Annotated in this window: 24 protein-coding genes; 6 read left to right on the forward strand and 18 right to left on the reverse strand. The window is 66.3% G+C overall.

Annotated elements, in window-relative coordinates; genetic code table 11:
- Positions 1-167: 167 nt before the first annotated feature.
- The 4 genes from ACWGJB_RS31190 to ACWGJB_RS31205 all read right to left on the reverse strand — a co-directional run bounded on the left by ACWGJB_RS31190 (position 168) and on the right by ACWGJB_RS31205 (position 2,216).
- Positions 168-1,064, reverse strand: coding sequence for a bifunctional DNA primase/polymerase (locus ACWGJB_RS31190; RefSeq protein WP_453383392.1), 897 nt, complete (start codon positions 1,062-1,064; stop codon positions 168-170).
- An 89-nt stretch (positions 1,065-1,153) separates the two neighbouring features.
- Complete coding sequence (gene ssb / locus ACWGJB_RS31195; protein ID WP_453383393.1) at positions 1,154-1,606, reverse strand: single-stranded DNA-binding protein; 453 nt, start codon at positions 1,604-1,606, stop codon at positions 1,154-1,156.
- 2 nt (positions 1,607-1,608) lie between these two features.
- Positions 1,609-1,779 carry a hypothetical protein gene (locus tag ACWGJB_RS31200; protein WP_453383394.1) on the reverse strand — a complete coding sequence of 57 codons (171 nt, stop codon included), beginning with the start codon at positions 1,777-1,779 and terminating at the stop codon, positions 1,609-1,611.
- An 11-nt stretch (positions 1,780-1,790) separates the two neighbouring features.
- Positions 1,791-2,216 carry a hypothetical protein gene (locus ACWGJB_RS31205; protein ID WP_453383395.1) on the reverse strand — a complete coding sequence of 142 codons (426 nt, stop codon included), beginning with the start codon at positions 2,214-2,216 and terminating at the stop codon, positions 1,791-1,793.
- A gap of 79 nt (positions 2,217-2,295) precedes the next feature.
- On the opposite strand from ACWGJB_RS31205, the gene ACWGJB_RS31210 reads away from it, so the two are divergent.
- Together ACWGJB_RS31210 and ACWGJB_RS31215 are read left to right on the forward strand one after the other, a co-directional pair.
- Complete coding sequence (locus tag ACWGJB_RS31210) at positions 2,296-3,225, forward strand: hypothetical protein (protein WP_453383396.1); 930 nt, start codon at positions 2,296-2,298, stop codon at positions 3,223-3,225.
- Positions 3,226-3,277: 52 nt separating this feature from the next.
- A complete protein-coding gene (locus ACWGJB_RS31215; RefSeq protein WP_453383397.1) occupies positions 3,278-4,270 on the forward strand; it encodes an NUDIX hydrolase in 993 nt (330 codons plus the stop codon).
- Positions 4,271-4,478: 208 nt separating this feature from the next.
- On the opposite strand, the gene ACWGJB_RS31220 is transcribed toward ACWGJB_RS31215, so the two are convergent.
- The 9 genes from ACWGJB_RS31220 to ACWGJB_RS31260 form a co-directional block, all read right to left on the reverse strand.
- Positions 4,479-4,982 (reverse strand): hypothetical protein, encoded by a 504-nt coding sequence (locus ACWGJB_RS31220; RefSeq protein ID WP_453383398.1) that lies wholly within the window; start codon positions 4,980-4,982, stop codon positions 4,479-4,481.
- A gap of 21 nt (positions 4,983-5,003) precedes the next feature.
- The gene (locus ACWGJB_RS31225; protein WP_352223863.1) at positions 5,004-5,195 is read right to left on the reverse strand and encodes a hypothetical protein; all 192 of its coding nucleotides are present in this window, start codon (positions 5,193-5,195) and stop codon (positions 5,004-5,006) included.
- A gap of 199 nt (positions 5,196-5,394) precedes the next feature.
- The gene (locus tag ACWGJB_RS31230; protein WP_453383399.1) at positions 5,395-7,512 is read right to left on the reverse strand and encodes a hypothetical protein; all 2,118 of its coding nucleotides are present in this window, start codon (positions 7,510-7,512) and stop codon (positions 5,395-5,397) included.
- 1 nt (position 7,513) lies between these two features.
- Positions 7,514-9,103: a hypothetical protein gene (locus ACWGJB_RS31235; protein WP_453383400.1), complete on the reverse strand. Its 1,590-nt coding sequence runs from the start codon at positions 9,101-9,103 to the stop codon at positions 7,514-7,516.
- A gap of 95 nt (positions 9,104-9,198) precedes the next feature.
- Complete coding sequence (locus tag ACWGJB_RS31240) at positions 9,199-9,441, reverse strand: hypothetical protein (protein WP_453383401.1); 243 nt, start codon at positions 9,439-9,441, stop codon at positions 9,199-9,201.
- A 193-nt stretch (positions 9,442-9,634) separates the two neighbouring features.
- Positions 9,635-10,633, reverse strand: a complete 999-nt coding sequence (locus ACWGJB_RS31245) for a hypothetical protein (protein ID WP_453383402.1) — start codon at positions 10,631-10,633, stop codon at positions 9,635-9,637.
- Between the two features lie 16 nt (positions 10,634-10,649).
- Positions 10,650-11,018, reverse strand: coding sequence for an RRQRL motif-containing zinc-binding protein (locus ACWGJB_RS31250; RefSeq protein WP_453383455.1), 369 nt, complete (start codon positions 11,016-11,018; stop codon positions 10,650-10,652).
- Positions 11,015-11,341, reverse strand: a complete 327-nt coding sequence (locus ACWGJB_RS31255) for a hypothetical protein (protein ID WP_453383403.1) — start codon at positions 11,339-11,341, stop codon at positions 11,015-11,017. Before ACWGJB_RS31255 ends, ACWGJB_RS31250 begins: the two co-directional genes overlap by 4 nt.
- Positions 11,338-11,631 (reverse strand): hypothetical protein, encoded by a 294-nt coding sequence (locus ACWGJB_RS31260; protein ID WP_453383456.1) that lies wholly within the window; start codon positions 11,629-11,631, stop codon positions 11,338-11,340. Before ACWGJB_RS31260 ends, ACWGJB_RS31255 begins: the two co-directional genes overlap by 4 nt.
- Positions 11,632-12,654: 1,023 nt before the next feature.
- Here ACWGJB_RS31260 and ACWGJB_RS31265 point away from each other — a divergent pair.
- Both ACWGJB_RS31265 and ACWGJB_RS31270 read left to right on the forward strand, forming a co-directional pair.
- Complete coding sequence (locus ACWGJB_RS31265; RefSeq protein ID WP_453383404.1) at positions 12,655-13,422, forward strand: XRE family transcriptional regulator; 768 nt, start codon at positions 12,655-12,657, stop codon at positions 13,420-13,422.
- Between the two features lie 2 nt (positions 13,423-13,424).
- Entirely contained in the window at positions 13,425-13,898 is a 474-nt protein-coding gene (locus tag ACWGJB_RS31270; protein WP_453383405.1) for an NUDIX domain-containing protein, read from the forward strand.
- Here ACWGJB_RS31270 and ACWGJB_RS31275 read toward each other — a convergent pair.
- The 3 genes from ACWGJB_RS31275 to ACWGJB_RS31285 form a co-directional block, all read right to left on the reverse strand.
- The gene (locus tag ACWGJB_RS31275; protein ID WP_453383406.1) at positions 13,886-14,452 is read right to left on the reverse strand and encodes an HD domain-containing protein; all 567 of its coding nucleotides are present in this window, start codon (positions 14,450-14,452) and stop codon (positions 13,886-13,888) included. The genes ACWGJB_RS31270 and ACWGJB_RS31275 overlap by 13 nt on opposite strands.
- 1 nt (position 14,453) lies before the next feature.
- The gene (locus tag ACWGJB_RS31280) at positions 14,454-14,915 is read right to left on the reverse strand and encodes a GntR family transcriptional regulator (protein ID WP_453383407.1); all 462 of its coding nucleotides are present in this window, start codon (positions 14,913-14,915) and stop codon (positions 14,454-14,456) included.
- Positions 14,916-15,058: 143 nt separating this feature from the next.
- On the reverse strand, positions 15,059-15,808 hold the full coding sequence (locus ACWGJB_RS31285; RefSeq protein WP_453383408.1) for a hypothetical protein: 750 nt from the start codon (positions 15,806-15,808) through the stop codon (positions 15,059-15,061).
- Between the two features lie 105 nt (positions 15,809-15,913).
- On the opposite strand from ACWGJB_RS31285, the gene ACWGJB_RS31290 reads away from it, so the two are divergent.
- Positions 15,914-16,912: an ImmA/IrrE family metallo-endopeptidase gene (locus ACWGJB_RS31290; protein WP_453383409.1), complete on the forward strand. Its 999-nt coding sequence runs from the start codon at positions 15,914-15,916 to the stop codon at positions 16,910-16,912.
- A complete protein-coding gene (locus ACWGJB_RS31295; protein WP_453383410.1) occupies positions 16,902-17,564 on the forward strand; it encodes a hypothetical protein in 663 nt (220 codons plus the stop codon). Before ACWGJB_RS31290 ends, ACWGJB_RS31295 begins: the two co-directional genes overlap by 11 nt.
- A gap of 1 nt (position 17,565) precedes the next feature.
- Here the strand turns inward: ACWGJB_RS31295 and ACWGJB_RS31300 are convergent, their stop codons facing one another.
- Together ACWGJB_RS31300 and ACWGJB_RS31305 are read right to left on the reverse strand one after the other, a co-directional pair.
- Entirely contained in the window at positions 17,566-18,117 is a 552-nt protein-coding gene (locus ACWGJB_RS31300) for a hypothetical protein (RefSeq protein ID WP_453383411.1), read from the reverse strand.
- Positions 18,114-18,953 (reverse strand): bis-aminopropyl spermidine synthase family protein, encoded by an 840-nt coding sequence (locus tag ACWGJB_RS31305; protein ID WP_453383412.1) that lies wholly within the window; start codon positions 18,951-18,953, stop codon positions 18,114-18,116. Before ACWGJB_RS31305 ends, ACWGJB_RS31300 begins: the two co-directional genes overlap by 4 nt.
- Positions 18,954-19,499: the final 546 nt, after the last annotated feature.

Raw genomic sequence — 19,499 nt, forward strand, 5'->3', positions numbered from 1 at the left:
CGCCGCGCTGGAGTTCTGGGCAGGAGGAAGGACTGAAAGGACGGCCTGGCGGCCGTCGTCCTTCGTGCCACAGCTCCCGTCGGGGCCCGCCACTATCGGGCACGGACGGGCCGGTACAGCGGGCGGGAGCGGCTTTTCAGTGAGGGATGGGGGGCGGACCGTCCGGGTCACTGCGCCTCCCGGGGCCGGGCGTTACGGATCGACCAGTCCAGGGCGCTGCGCAGGGTGGAGCGGCACTCGTACCCTTTGAGTCCGGCCGCCTCCCCCGCCAACTGAAAAGCCTCCTCGACCACGTGGCGGGCGATGTCGCCCCAGGCCACGAAGCGCCCCATGGACCGTGCGGCCCTGAACAGGGTCTCTTCCCGCTGCCCCTCCGGCGCCGCCGCGATGGCAGCCCGCTCGCGCTCCAGCGCCACCTGCGCGCGGCGGGAGGCGTCGCGGGGCGGGGCGATCGACGACGGCACGCCGGTCTTCGGTGTCTCCGTGAGCGCCTCACGCAGCCATGCGGGGAGTTCCGCGACGCGCCACGGAGCGGTGACCTCGTAGACGGCGCCGTTGACGGTGCTGCCGGCGGCGACGACGTAGCCGCCCCAGGCGCGGGTGTCGACCAGCGGCGCGAGCTTGCCCGCGGTGTTGGTCAGCCGCATGCCGGGCGGGGCGGTGAAGTACAGGTGCATGCCGCCGCTCGGCGTCCGCACCGTGAAGGTGGTGGGCCAGGACTGTCCGGCGCGCTCGCAGAGCGCCAGAAAGAAGGTCGCGCCGTCAGGCGTGTCCGCACTGCTCTTGTCCTTCGGGACGTCCAGGTCGACGACGACCAGATGGGAAGGGCCGGTCGCGATGGCGATGTTGGCGGTGCTGGTCTCCCAGCACTGCACGATGCGCCGCGGGTCGGTGGTGGCGCGCTGCTCCCACTTGAGGTGTCCGCCGGCGCAGTCCCCGGTGCTCTGGCACCGGTCGGCGCCGTGCAGGGCGGGGTGCTTGCTGCAGGGACGCAGGGGGAAGACGTGCCATCCGCGTGCGGCCGCGTTGAGCGCGGCCTCGCGCAGGAGTTGCCGAGGGGTCATGCTGGATTCCTCCAACAGGTCTGTTGTGGACTGGTTGGCCGGGGCGGCCGTGTGTCTTTGGCGAGATCGGACGGCCGCCCCGGGCACGGCTAGAACGGCGGTTCGGCGTCCGCGTCACCCGCGGTCGTACCGGTGGAGGCCCACGGGTCGTCGCCGGCCGGGCCGGACTGACCGGCGCGCTTGGCGTTGATCTGGACAGTGGTGAAGCGGACGGACGCGCCGATGTCGTCGACTTCCACGGCGAGCATGGAGCGCTTCTCGCCCTGGTCGGTGGTCCAGTCGTGCTGCCGCATCCGGCCGGTGGCCACGACCCGCGAGCCCTTTTTGATGCTGTCGGCGACGTGTTCGGCGAGGGTGCGCCAGGCGGCGCAGCGGTAGAAGGCGGTGGTGCCGTCCTTCCACTGGTTGGCGGTGCGGTCGAAGCTGCGCGGGGTGACGGCGATGGTGAACTTCGCCAGTGCGGCGCCGCCTTCGGTGAACTTCAGCTCGGGGTCGTCGGTCAGGTTGCCGACGAGGGTGATCGGGGTCTCTCCGAACGACATGGTCACTCGCTCTCAGGGCTGGCGGGCTTGTGGTCGGCGGTGAAGTACAGGCGCACCCGCTGGTGGTCGCGGGCGGGGTACTGGCGCGCCGGGCCGGCGTCGAACACGTCGGTCAGGGTCTGGGCGATGCGGTCGGCCTCAGTCGACTCGCAGATGACGCGGATCTCGAACACAGGGCTCCTGGTCAGGTGTTGAGTTCGTTGCGGTTGCGGGCGATCAGCTCGTACGCGGGCGCGGTGATCTGGTTGGTCTCCTGCCGGACGAGCCCGGCGTAGTGGTGGTGGGTTTCGGTGTGGACGTTCTTGAGGGCGCGCAGCGCGGATCCGACTGCAGCGACGGTCCCGGCCACGCCAGCGATCGGGAGGGTGACGAACGGGACGCTGGTCAACGTGACGGCGGCGAAGCCCTGGCAGGCGAGCCAGATTCCGCAGCCGAGTCCGACGCAGGTGGCCCCAACGCCGATGCCGGCCACGACGGTGCCCGCGGCCCATGCCGGGACGATTCGGTGGTCCGGCTGGGGAACGGCTCCCGGCTCGGACGGCACGGGTAAGCCGCGCCGCATCAGCGTCTCGGCGGTGTCACCGGCGTTCACGGTCTCTTGATGGACCACCCGCGGCTCCTGTTGAATCCACTGGATCCACGCGGGTGGAGCGGACCGGGTTGGCGGTCGAACGATCGGGGGATGGCCCATGGACGACACCGGGAGAAGTGACGGCCCGGCGGGCGTGAACACGAAGCTGTATCTCTCCTCGCTCGGTCTGGCCGCCGCGCTGCTGATCGTCATTAGGCTGTTCGCGTTGCCGCACCTGGGCGGGGCGACGAAGGTGAGTCTCAGCGACACGATCATCTCGATCGTCGACTCGCTCACCGGGGCCGCGGTGGCCTCCTTGTGCGTCTCCCTACTCGTGGTGTTCTTCTACGGCCTGAAGCGGCAGGGACCGACGGAGGTTCAGGTCACCGACCCCGGATCAATCTCCGCAGAGCTGGACAAGGCAGCAGGCGCCACCAACTCCTGGGACTACCGGGGTCATACGGCTCGGTATTTCAGATCGGCGGTCCTGCCGACCCTTCTCCAGCGCGCCGAGAGACAGGGGCACTATCTCTCGGTGAACGTGCAGGTGCTCGATCCGGACAACGTCGAACTCATGGACTTCTTCGCCGAGTACCGGAGGATCGCGAACCCCGACCGGCGGGACTACTGGACCCGGCGGCGCGCGCAGGCGGAGATCGCCGCGACCATCATCAGGCTCCAGCTCCTGAGTTACCAGTTCTCCCGGCTCAACTGCCGGGTGTACCTGGCGTCCACAGTTTCACCGTTCACGATCGACCTGTCCGACACCTGTGTGATCGTGACCCGCGAGAAGGCCGGCACGGCCGCGTTGAAATACCCGGTCGGTTCGTCCTTCTACGACTCGACCAAAGAGGACATGCGGCTGAGCAACCGCCAGAGTACGGAGCTGCCTCTCCACCGGTCCGCCACCGAGCTGGATCCTGGTTCCGTCGCGGACGTCAGAGAAGTCCTCTCCCTGCTGGACATACTCCAAGGGGCGGACGACGAACTCCTGAGCATGACGCTGGACGCGTACCGGAGGCCGGTGAACCCCTATGCCAACGCGTGAGGCGATCGGCTCGTGGATGACCCGTCAAGGGTGGCCGGACCTGAGGACGTTCATGGACGACTCGCCCTCCTACCTGCACCCCTACGGATTCCTCGTGTTCCGCCTGCCCTTGGACACGTTCCCGGAGTGGGGCATCCGCGTGCATTTGTGGCCGCCCGCCGGAAAACGGAGAACGGACTCCGACCCCTTCATCGTGCACAGCCACGGCTGGGACCTGCTGACACGTTCCGTCGTGGGCTGTGTCCGGCACGCGATGTACGACGTGGACGACGGCGCGACGGCTGTGTGGTACGACTCGTTCACCGTCGAGAGCTCGCCCAGCGCCGGAGTCAGCGTTCTCTCGCCGGAAGGAAGGTCCACGGGTGTCCGCATAGTCTCGGAATGGGACGCCACACCGCAGGAGAGCCCGCTCCACATTCCTGCCGGGAGGTTCCACACCACGACAAGCCCGCCTGAAGCCGTATGGGATTCCTGGTCCGTGACCCTGGTCGCCACCGAGCACGTGGGCGGCAACGACTCAAGGGTGCTCGGCCCCTCGAAAGGCAGTGCCGTGGTCAACGAACGAGCCGCGATCACGGATCCCGGTGTTCCGCTCTCCGCCGTCGACCACGCGTACGAGCAGCGGGCCAATGGATCCAATCGGTGGACGTCCTTCGTCTTCCTGATCGACTCGGGAAGGATCCTGCTCGCTCGGACTCGCCGCTATCCCGCGTACTGGCATCCCGTCGGGGGCCAGATGGAGTCGTGCGACGACACGCCCTTGGACACCGCCCGCCGCGAGGTGCAGGAAGAGCTGGGCATCGACCTGGACGCGAGGGAGATGATCTCGCTCGGGTGCCTCCCCAGGGACGAAGGGCCCGGGAAGATCCACGCATGGGTCTGCGTCGGAGACTTTCCCGCGCGTCCCGACGTACAGGAGGAAGAGATCCACGAGGTCCGGTGGACGACGCTAGAGGAGGCCCTTCGGGCGGACTCCCTGGCCGCGTCACAGAGCTTCCTCACCACCATCTCGGACCGGCGGCGCGAGTTCGGCCTGGAGATCTGACCCCGGCCCTTGAGACGGCGCCGGGCCCACGGGAACACCCCACAGACCCGGCGACAGCCACCGCTACCGCGCCGTCAGCGATCCGGGGGGCCCTGGCAGTCCCCTCGCACGTGCGGCGAGGATGACAGAGCCCTCGGTGCGGAGACTCAGGGCGTCTGACGGCCCGGGGCCCGCACGACGCCGTGCGGCCGGCGGTCCACGCTTCTGGTCAGGTGTTGAGTTCGTTGCGGTTGCAGGCGATCAGCCCGTACGCGGGTGCGGTGATCTGGTTGGTCTCCTGCCGGACGGGTCCGGTGTAGTGGTGGTGGGTTTCGGTGTGGACGCCCTTGAGGGCGCGCAGGGCGGATCCGATGGCGGTGGCGACCGCGGCCACGGCGGCAATGGGAAGGGTGACGAACAGGACGCTGGTGAGGGTGACGGCGGCGAAGCCCTGGCAGGCGAGCCAGATTCCGCAGCCGAGTCCGACGCAGGTGGCGCCGACGCCGATGCCGGCCACGGCGGTGCCCGCGGCCCATGCCGGGACGATCCGGTGGTCCGGTTGTGGGACGGGTGGGGTGGTGCCGTAGGCGGGCAGCGGGCTGGTGTCGCGGTAGGCGGTCGGCATCTGGTGGGCGGGTTGGTAGGCGTCGGCGATGATGCGGCGGGCTTCGGCGGTGGCTTCGTCGTCGGTCATCCGCGGCTGCCAGGCCGCGCTGTGGTCGTACTCGGGCATGGCGGTGGCTCCTGGCGGGGGTCAGGTGAGGTGGCGGGCTGCGTCGGCGAGCGCGAGGCACATGGCGCGGACGGGTCCGGCGGCGCCGGTGCCGGCGGTGAAGAACCCGAAGAGGAAGAGCACGAGTGCGCTGAACGGTCCGAGGTAGCGGCCGCGTAGCAGGACGAAGGCCAGCACCCCGAAGAGTGCGACGGCGGACAGGGAAACGATCACGAGCGGCCTCCCGGAAAGCGAGGCGGGCAGCACCCTGCGACTGGGTGCTGCCCGCGTGGTGGCTTGTCGCGTTGCTTGTCGTGTGGCTTGTCGCTTGTCTTGTCTTGTCGCTTGTCGCCTCCCAGCTCACAAGCCGTTTTGGTCCCCTCAGGGAGGCTCGGACGGCATGTGTTCCGGCGGGGCGACAGGCGACAAGTGATCAGTTCTCGGGGGGCTGTTCGGGGGCGTGCCTCTGGTGGACGTAGTGGGCTTTGGTGCCCTCCCCGACGCGGACGGCGGTGCCGTCCTGCACCCAGGTCTTGAGCCAGCCGACGACCGTCTGACGCGTCGTGCCGTATGCGTCGGCGAGGGCGCGGGCGATCGCGGACGCGCCGGTGCCCTCGGTGCCGGCGGCGAGCAGCAGGGCGAGCGCGGCCTGTTGGGCGGGACTGTCCTGCTCGCCCCGCAGCGCCGACAGGTTCAGCCCGCCCGAGACAGCCGGCGGGGCCTGCTCGGTCGGAGCGTGAGGGTCGGATGCGGTGGCGAACTGGGCGTCGATCTCGGCTCGGAAGCGGGCCATCATCTCGTCTTCCGGCGAGACCTGCTCCGTCCCCTGCCTGTCCAGTGCGGACAGCTTCAGCCCTGATGCCGGCCCGTACTCCCCGGCGTCGGTGTCATCGGGGGTGTGGTCGCGCATCCATGCGGTGCGCTCCGCGTCCCAGCGCCGGGCGTAGGCGGGCCCGGCGGCCTTGACGGACACGTCATCCAGCGTGGGGTGTCGGTCGGAGGTGGCGGCGATGATGTCGCGGATCTGGTTGGGCAGGATCCGCCAAGCCTTGAACAGCCCTGCCGGCGACTCGGGGGTGGCCATGAACCCGGCGCCCTTGTACGGGGCTTGGTCGACGCGCAGGCCGCGGGTGCCGGGGAACATCTTGCTCAGGTCCATGCCCTCGGTCTCACCCCCGGTCAGCGCGACACGTACCTTCGCCTCACGGCGGATCATCAGGTTCCCGAGCACGTTGCCGGTGGCTCCGAGGGCGGTCAGGACGGTGCGCAGGCCCATGGCGCGGGCGATCCGGATGACTTCCAGGATCTTCTCCGCGAGCTTGCGCATCTGCCGGTCCGGGCTGGCCAGGATCTCTGCACCCTCATCGATGACCAGCATGATCTGAGGTATCCGTGGGCTGATCGGCAGGAGGTCGGTGTTGGCCTTGGACAGCAGGTCCTGATAGCCCATCTTCCGCTGTTTGGCGACCCTCACCGCGGTCTCCAGCATCAGCATGGCCTCATCGAACGTCCCGGCGAGCCAATCGACACCCGGCCGAACCGGCTTCCCGTCGCCGGCGTCGATCTGCCCGTTCAGCGCGGGCAGCACCCACGGCAGACCCGCGCTTCCGGCGTTCAGGTCGATCACCCACGTCAGTACGTCCTCGGCACGGGCGAAGCCGGCCAGGATCGCGTGGACCATGTTGGTCTTGCCGGATCCGGTGGGTCCGACGACCAGGGCGCACTGTTCGCGCAGGTAGGCGAGGATGTTCTCCGCGTTGGTGCGGTACCCCCATGGGATCCCGGTGTGGACGGAGAGCGGGCCGTAGTCGGTGGGGTAGGTGCGCTCTTCTTCCAGGACGTTGACGGTGGTGACGTCGATGATGACCCGGCCCTGGTGGATGCCCGGGGTGGCGACGGCGGTGCAGCCGTGCGGGAGACGCGCGTCCGCGGACAGCCGGGCAGACTCGGAGGCGATTTTCGTGTAGGTGGCGCCGCCGGGCGGGAGTTCGGCGTCGATGGAGAACCCCGTGCCGGTGGGCCACATCTCCACCCCGAGCACCCGCACAGTCAGCGAGCACACCCGCTGGATACGGTCGACCCACTCCGCCGCAATCGCCCGGCGCTCCGCGGACAACTCCGCAGCGATCTGCCGCTGTTCGGCGGCAATGGCCTCCTCCTCACGGGCCTCCTCGAACAGCGCTGCAGAGCGGGCGGCAGCGCCGATCCCGACGCCGATCGTGGCCAAAGAGCCGAGCGCGGCCCAGGTCAGGGGGCCGTGGGTCATGGCCCACGTGGTCCATCCGGCGCCCACGAGCCAGGACGCGGCACGGGTGGCAAGCGTCCGGCCGGCGTTGCGCACGCACAGCCCGACAACGGTGTACCCAAGCGCACCGGCGGCGCCCACGGCGAGGGCCCATGTGGGGGGCATGGCGGTGGCGGCGCCGGTGGTGGCGATAGCGAAGGCTCCGGTGGTCGCGGACAGGGCGCCGGTCACGGGTCCGTGACCGGCGGTCCAGTCCAGCACCGGGCCACTGCTCGCGTTCTGCTTGGCGGTGGCGGTGCTGCTCATCTCAGACGTTCCAGCCCTTCTCTGCCTCGGTGCCGTTGCGGGGGTCCTCGTGGCGGGCGATGTCCTGTTCGTGGACCTGCCGGAACAGCGGGCCCATGTCCTCGGCGACCGCGACGGCGCTCATCAGGGCGCCGAAGATGTCGTTGAAGCCGTCCGCGACTTCCTTCTCCAGTGGGAACTCGTTGTCGGAGCGCTCCGCGAGGATCTTCATGACGTTGGCCACGCTGGTTAGCGCGGCCGGGAGCCCTTCGACCATGGCGAGGATCTCCATGGCGTTCTCGGGCTGGTAGGCGTTGGCCGCGTCCTCCATGTCGGAAGCGGCCTCTTCGAACCGGAAACCGGACACGTGCTCTCCTCCGCTGACCAGGGATGAGGTGGGGGTGGGGACCTTGGCGGCGGGACGTTCGACACGGCCCGTGATGCCTTGCGTGCCGTCCTGTGCGGCCTGCGCGTCGGCAGCGGCTTCCTGCTCACGCAGGCGTTCGCGGGCGGCTTCGTCGCGCTCCGCTCGCTGCTCAGCGGCCGTCCGTACGAGCCGGCGGAACAGGCGGCGGCCGGGGTACATCAGCCACGGAATGTCGAACTTCCGGCCGATCGGGGTGGTGAGCATCCCAAGCAGGCCGACCGGCAGGGCGAGCAGTGCGGCGAGCAGGCGGCGCCGGTGGAACCGGGCCGCGGACCTGCGTAACGCCTGACGCGCAGCCTTGCGAGCCGGGGCCTTACGGACCTGCGCGCGCTGCGCGGCCACTGTCCCATCGTTCCTGGCGTCACGCTGCGCGCGCTGCCTGGCTACGGCCGCGTCCCGTCCGGCGCGGGCCTTGCGAGCGGTGGTGCCGGCCATACGGCCGGTCAGACCGGGCTGCTTGCCTGAACGGGTCTGGCGGGTGGGGGTGTTGGGGTTGCGGCGGGCGTCGGCGACCGCGCGGCGGGCCGCGGTGGTCTGCGCTCGCTGCCCAGCGCGCGAACCGGCCGCTTGCTGGTGCGCGGCTCGCAGGGCCCGTATCTGCCCGATCCGGCCAGCGGCCTTGCCGTTCGCGGTGCTGGCCGCATGCCGGGACGTACCGGGGCCGGTCGTACCGCGGGCCTTTCCACCGGCGGTGCCGGTGCTGTTGTGGCGGGCGGACGGCCCGGTGCCGCGGCGGTGCTGGCCCGGCACACCGCCCGACCGGCCACCCGCGCGACCGGCGCGAGAGCCGGCCAGCCCGGTCCCGCTCCTGTTCGCACCGCCGTTGCTGCCGTGACGCAGTCCCGCGCTACGGGCCGCGGCACGGCCGGCGGCGCGGACCGCGCTGCGGCGAGCATCGCGGCGGGGGTTGGATGTGCGGGAGCGGGTGGCGGCGACCGTGCCGAGGACGACCATGCCGGTCGCGGCGACGGCCGCGGCGATCGGCCCACCGGCCAGGGACGCGGCGGCGACCATGCCGATCGTGCTGTTCACCCCGGTGAAGGCGAGCGGGACGACCGGCCAGCCGCCGGGCGTGTGCTCCACCTCCTTCCCACCCTGCGCCGGGGTGGGCACGGTGTCGGGCGGTGGGGGTGGTGTGGTCGGGGCAGCCTCGACGGCTACCGGCTCGGTGCTGAGTTCCGTCATGCTGTGAGCACTCCTTCAGGGGAGTAGGGCGAAGGCCCGGACGCCTTGCCGTCCAAAGCGCGCGTCCGGGCCTTCGCATTGCGGGGAAGTGCTGGTCAGAACTGGTTGGGCTCCAGGACGAAGTAGCCGACCGAGGCGCCACGCAGGGTGGCGTCCTGCTCGGTCACGGACTGGTAGATGAAGCGATAGACGTCCTGCCGGGTGCTGCCGGGCGAGGGCGTGACGGTGCCCTCCTGCGTAATGGAGAACCGGCCCGGCATCTCCAAGGTGATGACCCAGTGATGCGTGCCCCCCGTCTGCGCGGAGTTGTCGGCGGCGGGAGCGGTCTGCGTGGTCACGGTCGAAACTCCTACGTGTCGGTGAGAGTGGACGATGCTGCTCGCCGGATCTGCCCTGCGGGTCTGCGAAGGTGCCGCTCGCCGGGACTCACCGGGTCTGCTTCACTGGTGCGGTCGACTGCTCCGGCAGTCGCAACGAAGGCCAGCCCACTAGCCCTGGGCTGGCCTTCATTGATGTGTGCCGGACGCTCGGTCAGGGCTGCGCGTCTTCCGCGTCGATCAGCGCGGCGTACGCCTTGCGCACCCGCTCTTCCTTCGCGGAGAACCCGGCCGCGCGGTAGGCGGTCAGGGCCTTGCGGTAGGACAGCGGCGGGTTGTCGGAGTGACGCAGCCACCGCAGGACGACCGTGAGCTGTTCCTCGGTCAGCGGCTCGCCCGGCTCCGGGGTTGCGACGCCGGCGACGGTCGCCACCTCGGTCAGCCCGGTCAGGTCGACCGGGGTGTGTCCCGCATCCTGCGGGCCGGTGAGTTCACCGGCCGGGGACACGGGGGCGACCTGCGGGGACACGGGGGACACACTGTCCTGTGTCCACTGCCCCAGCACCCGGGCCAGATCGCCGTCCGAGAACAGCGCGGGGATTTCCTGCGGGTCGCCGTCGACGGGGTGCTCCTGGGTGAGCTTGGTCAGTTCCGCGGCGGCTTCGTGGCGGACCTTCTGGGCCTTGCCGCGGGCCTTGCGCTCCTCGCGCTCCAGCACGGCCGCGGTCCTGTGCCGGTCGGCCTTGGCCCGGGTGACGGCCCGGCCGATGGCCACCTGATCGCGTGTCGCGCTGCGCACCGCGTCGATCTGCTGCTGCGCGCCGGTGGAGATCCGGGTGGACTCCCGTTCCACCGCCATGATGAGCGTGGCTTTCGCGGCGGCCGGGACGACGGCGCCGATGACGGCGACGGCGGGGGTGGCGTACATCAGGCCGTGGGTGAACAGCACCCCGACCGAGGTCACCAGGAACACCCACCCGAGGACGGCGGGCAGAGTGCCCTTGGAGCCCTGGCGGCGGTGCGCGGTCTCCATGGCCAGCGCGTACAGCCACACCGCGTCGTAGATACCGGCCACCGTCATCGCGAGCGCGGGCGGCGCCTGGCGAGAGAGGATCTCCCCCACGGCATAGACAGTCCATCCCAGGGACATGCCGGTCAGCGCGACCGGCAGGCTCCAGTGAGCCGCCTTCCGCACCACGTGCTTGGCTTCCATGTTCTTCACTCCGTTTCTACTGGTCGGGGTAGGCGCAGGGAACGCAGACCCCGAGGGATTGGGGGATGACGTATCCGGCGTCGGTGCGGCACTGCGGGCAGGTCCGGCGGGCGCGCATCGCGCACTCCAGCGCCCTGCGCCTGGCCGGCGTCATCGGCCGGACCGGCAGGGCCTTGTCGAGCCGGTACAGGTAGGCGACCAGCGGGCCGCGCCGGTAGCGCGGGCGCAGAATCTGCCCGGCGACCGGCTGACCACCCGGGCGCAGCCCGCGGGACCGTAACTGCCGGCGGGTCGCCAGCCCGTCCGGGGCGTAGCGCCAGGGGTAGGTGGGGATACCGTGCCGGGCGCCGTTCGGGTCGAAGCACTTGCCCCACGCGGCCATCAGGCCGCGGTCCCGGCCAGCGCAGGGGCGGGTAAATCGCCGAAGCCGGTCAGCTCCAGCACGGCGCCCGCGTAGTCGACGGACGCGTTCAGCACGCTGGTGTCGCCGGTCTGCTCTCGGTAGGCCACGGTTTCCGGGGCGATGCCCAGCGCGTCCCGCCAGGTCTCGAAGTCGGCCAGGTTCCCGTGGAACCTCAGGCCCAACCGGTCCGGGAACACGGGCGACACGTCGACGTCCGGTGCGGGCAGGTGCCCGAAGTCCGCGGCGAGCAGACGCAACACCCGCAGCGGCACGGCCAGGCCGTCCAGGGTCAGTTCCTGGCTCATGCCGCGGCCCCCCGGCGTACCGGACGGCGGCGGGCGGGGCGGGTCAGGGGGACCACGTTGAACAGCTCCGGGTGGTCGTCGACCACCTGTGCGGCCAGCCGGAGCAGGTCGTCCGGCGTGCTGCCGTAGTCGGGGTCGGTCAGGATGTCGCGGGCCGCGTCCAGACGGGCCGCACGCTCCTCTTCCGACTCGCCGTCGACTCCGAGCCACAGCTCAACCGGGGTGCCGAGGGCGAGTTCGAGGAAGTCCTGAGGGTTGTCGGCCCGGTGGCCGGACACGAAAGAGCGCATGAGAGCTCCCAGCTCGAAGGGAAGGAAGAGGCCGGAGACCGCGGCGAAGTCGAGGGCGGTCGGTCCGGCGTAGGCGGCCAGCACCGCGAGCGCGGCGGGCCACAGCGCCCCGGACGGGAGTCGAACCCGGCCTGCGACCATCGGGGCGGTTGGTTCAGCGGCCGGTCAGACCGTACGGGTGCGGACCACGCGGACGCGGCGGCAGCGGGTCCTTCGTCTTCTCGTGCTCCGAGCCGGCCATCAACGGCCGCCCCGGATACGGGCGTTGTCCTCGCTGCGCTTGTTCGCGTCGCTGGTCTTCCGGGACAGTTCGTCCCGTTCCGCGTCTGTCAGACTGGTGACCACAGGTTCCTCCACATCAGGTGCCTGTACGCGGTCCCCGGGTCGCACCCCGGGGACCGCTCTTGTGTGGTGGGGCCGTAGAACTCCGGCTCCTCTCAACCCCGCCCGTACAGGACCGCTCCGCAGAGCGCCCGGACGGGCAGGGCGAGCAACCGGCGCGGCGCTAGCCGCGAATCGGAGAAGGGCGACCGGTCGCCCGTCGCACTTCGAGGTACTCACGGACCCGGGATGGAACGGCGCCGCCGTGCCGGTCAATCACGGTGCGCCCATCGCTTTCGTCGGCTCACTGCCACTCCTTCGGACCGCTGAACAGGGGAAACACACTGCAAAGGGGACCTTGTCCCCACTCGCCGGCCGTTGCTCGCGGTCACCGGGCCACCTCGCCAGTCGGGCCGAAGCCCTGTCCTCTGGCCTTTGGCGGGATTGCAGCGTCCCCGCCCTTTGCACGTGCGGCATGAGCCGCTTTCGCCGAGTTGTTTCTCCGCTTGCAGTACCTGTTTTACAGGTACTGCATGGTCCTCCGTCAAGTCTGTCGACGGAACCTTTTGATTTCGCGCCGGGAGTTCTTGGCGCACACTCAGAATCGCCCCAGCTCAGGGGAGTTGTTTACCCCTCGTGTGGACAGCTTCGGGAGTTCTGGCTACGGTCAAGACGTCCCTAGACGTCCCAACGGGGGTTCAGATGTCCAACGAACGATTGCGCTCAGCGCTGTTAGCTCGGGGCATGACGGTTCAGGGGCTGGCCGAAGTGATCGAGGTCAACCCGAAGACCGTGGAACGCTGGATCACGCAGGGCAAAGTGCCGTACCGGCGTCACCAGTACGCGACGGCCGCCGTGCTCCAGGTCGACGTCACGTCACTGTGGGTCGACGACCGCACGATCGACAGCGCAACTGATCTGTCCAAAGCCGAGATTGACACGGTCTATCCCCACCGGCACGCCGTGCCGTCCGGGCTGTGGCGCGAGATCTACGGCAGGGCACACAAGACCCTTGACGTGCTCGTTTACTCCGGTCTGTTCCTGTCGGAAGACCCGCTGTTCCATGACCTTCTCAAGGCGAAGGTAGCGGTCGGTGTTCGCGTGCGGATCCTGCTCGGAGACCCTGGTAGTGCGGCAGTCCGGCAGCGCGGGATAGACGAAGGTCACCGGATCATGGACGGCAAGATTCGCAACGCCATGGTGCTCTACCGTCCGCTCATGCGGAGCCACCCTGGCATCGGGTTCCGGTTGCATGACTCGACTCTCTACAACTCGATCTACCGGGCTGATGACGAGATGCTCGTCAACCCCCACGTCTACGGCATCGGGGCCTACATGGCCCCCGTGCTACACCTGCGCCGCCTGGCCGACGGTGGGCTGTTCGACACGTACGCGAATAGCATCGAACACACCTGGGAGAACGCGCGTCAGATCACCGACGCGGACTTTGCGAGCAATATGGGAGCCTGACCATGGGGCGGATCGACTACCTTCACGAACCCGACGCGCCGCCGGCCAACTCGGTTGTGCCGTCCGTCGTCGCGTTCGTGCAGAACGACGCGGGGGAGGTGCTGATGATCCGGCGTTCCGACAACGGTCGTTGGGCACTGCCCGGCGGTGGTCACGACGTGGGGGAGTCCATCAGCGACACTGTCGCGCGGGAGGTCTGGGAAGAGACGGGGATCAAGGCCGAAGTCGTCGACATCTCCGGGATCTACACCGACCCCGGCCACGTGATGCAGTACGACGACGGTGAAGTGCGGCAGCAGTTCAGCATCTGTTTCCGGGCTCGGCCGGTCGCCGGTGAAGTGCGTACGAGCAACGAGACGACAGAGGTCTGCTGGGTCACCCCGGCGGACCTGCCGCAACTCGACATCCACCCCACGATGCGGCTCCGGATTGAGCATGCAATGGACCGGGCGCGTATGGCTCCCTACATCGGCTGACGCTTGGCGGCGGCCACACGGTCCAGGATGCGGGACGTACAGGCGAGGATCTCGGGTTCCGCACGGCGGATGAACTTCCCGATCAGGCTGTCGGGGCCGTAGCGTCCGGTGATCTCGTTGATCCGGTCGATCGGGTTCGTCGGCGTGCCGTCGGGTGTGGTGTTCATGTCGCAGTAGCAGAGCGCGTCGTTCAGATGGTCGTGTTCGCGGGGGAACTCGCCTTCCAGTTCATCGCGCATGCCGCGCGCTTCCGCCTCCAGCCAGGCGCAGGAGTGATGCGCGACCAGGTTGGTGACGCGTGGATCGGCGTTGGCTACGTCGCGGAGATAGCGGGCCCCGTCCAGCGGGTGAAAGCCCGTCTTGGCCAGGTCCGGCGTGTAACCAATGTCGTGCAGCACTGCTGCCGCCTCCAACAGGTCCGCATCCTGGCCTAGGACGAGCGCGATTGTTCGTGCCCTCTCGGCGACGCCGAGGCAGTGCTTCCACCGGCGCGGCAACGGCTCAGCCAGCAGGGATTCGGCCAGAGGATAGGCCCACTCCGTCAACGTCGACAAGCTAGGAACGCTCCTCTCGCGTTGGCACGGCACGGACCGTTCGTACCTTGCCTTGCCCTCCGCCTCCCAGCAGGCCGACGGTCTCCAACTTCTCCAGCGCCTTGGTCACGGTGGGACGGGACACCCCGAACCGCTCGGCCAACGCGGAAGCGCTTGGGAATGCTTCACCTACTTCGAGCCCATCAACCGTGATGATGTCCGCGATCCGCTGATCGAGCGGACGCCGGTCCGTGCGACTCCCAGCACGGATGACGCGCCACCGCTCACCTGGCACGGGTTCGGCCACGCCTTCGTCACGCAGCACGCCGAAGGCACGCAGGGCGACCCCACGTGAGACCTTGTGGTCGCGCATGACCTCGGCTAGCGACGGTAGCTCCGTCATGTCCGGGTCGTCCTCGGCCTGCCTCTTCATCAGGCCGGCGATTTTCAGGAAGGTTCCCCGAGGGTTGGCCTGCTGCGACACTCGCTACCTCTCTGTCCGCCTGCTGTCACTCTTAAGGCTCCCACGGCTCAGATGCGTTGCAGAGGCGTCAGTACGGACGTTCAGAGCCATACGTCCGTCGTGAATGGTGATCAGCACCCTCCTGCTCACCGGTAGCAGATGTGTTACACAAGCATCAACTGCTGAGCGCTGTCATTCTTCACTGCACTCCTTCTGCGTTCCAAGAGATCGTCCATGGCTTGCAGGAAAACCTCATTTTCTAGACGATCAAGCCGCAGAGACTCAGGAATTGGCAACGCTCCCGTCAGGCGCACAAAATATGGATAGATCAGGCGCGCTCGAACTGCTACGGGATAGAGCGAGATTGATTCTTTCGATGTGTCGTCATCTAGGCGGCGAACGACGGAAGTGACTTGAGAAGCTCCCAAAATCGACCCTGTTCGAAGATTTCTTAGTTCGTCGAGGCAGACCGACAAAGCTTCTTTTGGATCAGGTGTTTGTGAAATTGGATCCAGGGATTCACAGACTAGAGCAAAATGAGCCGACCGTGAGTTACTGACACTAGCTCGACTCGTGACTAGCGAGTGGTCGGGAATCTTGTATTCTAGGCCGTCATAGGTTTCCGCCACGCTCCATAGGACAAGTCGTTCGGGTGAGGTGTCCTTTTTAGAGGCAGAACTCTTCATCGGCGAGAAAATCACCTCCGGATTGCCGGTCTCTCGCAGCAGGGCGGCGATAGAGGGGCGGATGCTACTACCGATACCCCAAAGGAAAATTCCGCCGTTCCTTTTCCTCTCAAGCTCCTTCCGCTCGAAGATCGATTGGGTAGCCTCACCTGCTTCGGTCCCGAACTTTGTCCAGCAGAAGACGCTTGGTAGTGCAGCTTGGGGCATATGGTTGTCAGAAGGTGCCATGGCCGATACCCTAGCAACAGCGGCGACGCAAGTCACTACTTTCACTCATTAGAACGTAACACTTTTATTTCCGTTCGGTTGGGCCAAGGAGGGTGGTGTTGAAAGATGACCCTTTCACCGGAACAATTGCGACGCGAGCTGCGGGAAGCAGGAATCGCCAACGCTGCAATTGATGCCGCATGGCCTCAATGGTGGAGCGATGAAGCAGCGGAATCGACCTCGGCCACAGCCGAACTGACTTTCACCGTGGCGCGGAGGCTAGGTCTCTCGCCGCGAGCGCTTTTCGATGGTTCGCCACAATTCTTGTGGCGAGACGAGACCAAGTTCAAGAACTTGAAGTCGCGCTCCGATGACGAGGAAGCGGCGCTAGCGTCTTTTGGAACTGCGGTGGGGAGGAGCGCTCTCGTTGCGACGCGAGGGGAAGTTTTGCCGACTGGGCTATCAGCCATAGCGCTCAGAGAAGCGATCCTTGGGCAAAGTGACTGTGTGACACTGCTCGACATCTTGAGCTTCTGCTGGTCTTTTGGGATCCCGGTCCTGCAGTTGAAAGTATTTCCGTTGCAGCGTAAGCGTATGCACGCGATGACCGTACGGGTTGATGGGCGCTATGCTGTGCTTCTGGGTTTCGATACGAAATACTCCGCGCAGGCCGCCTACAACATCGCTCATGAAATTGGGCACATTATTCTCGGCCATCTAGACGAGAGTGGATCGCTCATGGAGATGAGCGATCCAATGCGTGTCGACGAATCGGACGAAGAAGAATCCGCCGCTGACCGCTTCGCCCTAGAGTTGCTAACCGGCATGGAAGATCCACAGATACTTCCCAACGTCTCATCATATAGCTCTACTCAGCTTGCCAATGCCGCGCGAAGAGCTTCCGAAAAGGAAAGAATCGATGCGGGAGTGATTGCCCTATGCCTTGGTCATGCTACTGGGCAATGGGATAAGTCGTTTGGGGCATTGAAGATAATCCAGCCCGGCGATCAAGATGTTGCCGGGTCGATCAATGACCTGGCGGCGGCACAGTTTGATTGGGACGCCTTGCCATACTCATCGCAGGAGTACCTCGGTCGCGTGATGGGGCGTGATAATGCAGCTTGATTTGGCCATGGATAATGACGTTCTAATCAAGTGTAGCTGCTATGCGCTACTCGACGAGGTGAGCCTCTCAGAGCGTCAGCCAACTCCAGGGGTAGGTGTTCTGGGCGCGGCACGATACGTCGTCACGAAGTACCTTGAGAGGCGAGGTAGGGTCCTCGATCGAGAGTCGGCCATTCAACGCTTCGAGGATTTCTTGGCGTCCGTGGTGGAGCTGGAACCCACCCCTGATGAACTGGATCTTGCGTCTCGCATTGAAGAGGCGGCAGTTCGAGCCGGCGTAGAGCTGGACAGTGGCGAGAGCCAGCTCTGTGCGATCGCTGTACTGCGTGGCCCCATGTTCTTGCTCACAGGCGATAAGCGTGCAATTGAAGGTGCCGAAAAAGTACAGGAAGTTGTCAATGAACTTTCGACTCTGCAGGGAAAGATTGTCTGCCTAGAGCAGGCCATAGCGGGAGTCTCTGCGAGAATAGGCATGGATGAGGTGCGGGCGAGGATTTGTGCCGAACCCAACGTAGATAAGGCTCTGTCAATCTGCTTCCAATGCAGTAGCGCGAGCCCTCGCATAGAATCCTTTATGGAAGGGCTCGCGAGCTACGTGCAACACCTGCGGGAGCGTGCCTCTACTCTGCTATATGCAGAGGATCAAATTTGAGCTAGTTGCGGAGCAGGACTGCGTGGGGGGCCACAATTGTGGCAGTCAATCCGATACGGACCTCCTTAGCTTCTGCTCCGCCGATATTGGAGAGTTCTAGGCAGGCCTTGTCAACTCGCCCTTGAACGTAGTCTCTTCCGTTCCTTCCGCGGCTCCTGCCAACGGCGACCTGAGTATCAGCAAGATTCAGTGTTTCGTCGACTTGTTCCAAGCTTTCTATGCAAAGGGCGTACCTGGATCCGAGCACATCGATCCCGCTTGGGACTGGTTTCCAGACCCGCCCGTCCTCGGAATATTCTTCCGCTCGGACGGGTTCCGCGAAATGTTTGGACTGCATGGGCTGCATGCAGAGCACAATAGGACTTGGCGCGGCCTTGGCGAACGGCTGAACCATAGTAATTGGGTGGCACGTGTTTCCACCGTACCCCCACATGGCGAAGCCTTCTTCCTGAATCTCGCGTCTTTTTCGCTCAATGATATCTGTCAGACTCTCTTGGGCGTGCGTTCCCACTTTCATGTAGAGGATCGAACTCCCCTGCTCGAAAAGCGTCACTTGTCCCTGTCCCCCTCGACGATCTCGAACTCGTATTCGCTCTCATTGGCTCGGCCGTAATCGAGCCTCTTTTTCTCCCGAACGTACCTGACTCTGAGTTCCGCATCTCGGCCGTAGAAGTTGTCGAGTCGTTCGCCGTCGACTATCGATGTACTTTCCGGTCCGACCGGATTTCCGGGGCGTGACTTGATCATCAAGTTGCAGGACCGCAAATCGGGAGCGTCATCGAGATGATAAGTATGGAGGCGTGGCATCATGCGACTGACAAAGAATCCGCGCTGGGATGCGAATGACTGGACTTGATACAAAACCTCGGCTGGCCAATCCAGTTCTTCGTCATCGGCAATAACGATCATCCCCTCACCGCGATAGCGGACCGCCTCAATACCACGCTGGACGAACACGTTCACGCTGGATCCGTTATTGCTTGCTCCCCAAGGAGGATTCGTGTAGAAGCACTCGAAGTCCTTCATTGGTGGCATTGCCTCTATGCAGTTATAGAGAACCGCCTGCAAGTTTTCGAGTCTTTCGCGGTCTGCGAACCTATTGATGGCTCCGACGATTCTTTCGTCGAAGTCGAAAACCGTGATCATACTGGGGCCATAATCAACGATATTTCGGGCATGCAGGTACGCTACGCAAACGCTGATCGAGTCGCCATCGCCGATAAATGCGAGGCGCTTTCCGTTTGCCCAGTTGGCCACGAACTCGCTCTGCATGACCATATCGCCGGTCTTCATGTAGATCTGATCGAATTCACGTATTGGGCGCGGTCGGTTCTGTACGACATCAGACACCGCGTTAATTGCAGCCTTGAGGTCAATATCTGCAGCCATACGTGCCCCCCCTGAGCGACGTCACGCTACGCTGATATGTGTAGTTCGGATCTGGCGGGAGTCTACGCTCCTAGGTGGCTTTCTGTGCCCCCTTTGAGGCGTATTGTTGCTGCTCCGTCGGCAGTGCCTGGCTCCGGAGGACGCACCGCTGAGGTGCCAAGCGATCCGGCCGGCGTCAACGGGGCAGAGTCGTTCGGCCGGCAAGCGGTGGCGTGGGCCGCACCAAGCCATGTAAGCGCCGGGCTGGGGCGACGGTCTCATTCGCGGTCTCAGTGCGTACTGGATCCGGTTTGGTCTGTCGCCATCCGCTACGGTCCGGAAGATGTCCTGAGCAGGCGTGACGCTCGATTCCCAGACACCTATGGACACCCCCAGACCAAGATCCGACAACTTGTAATGCGTAGGTCGTCGGTTCGAATCCGACAGGGGGCTCCGACCAGAGCCGAGGGGGGCCGCCCCGGGGGGGGGGGGGGGGGGGCGGGGGGCGGGGGTGGGGGTGGGCGGGGTGGACGTGGTGGGGGGGTGTGTTGGGCTGGAGCGGGGGGT

This window comes from Streptomyces sp. NPDC054813 (assembly GCF_053611365.1).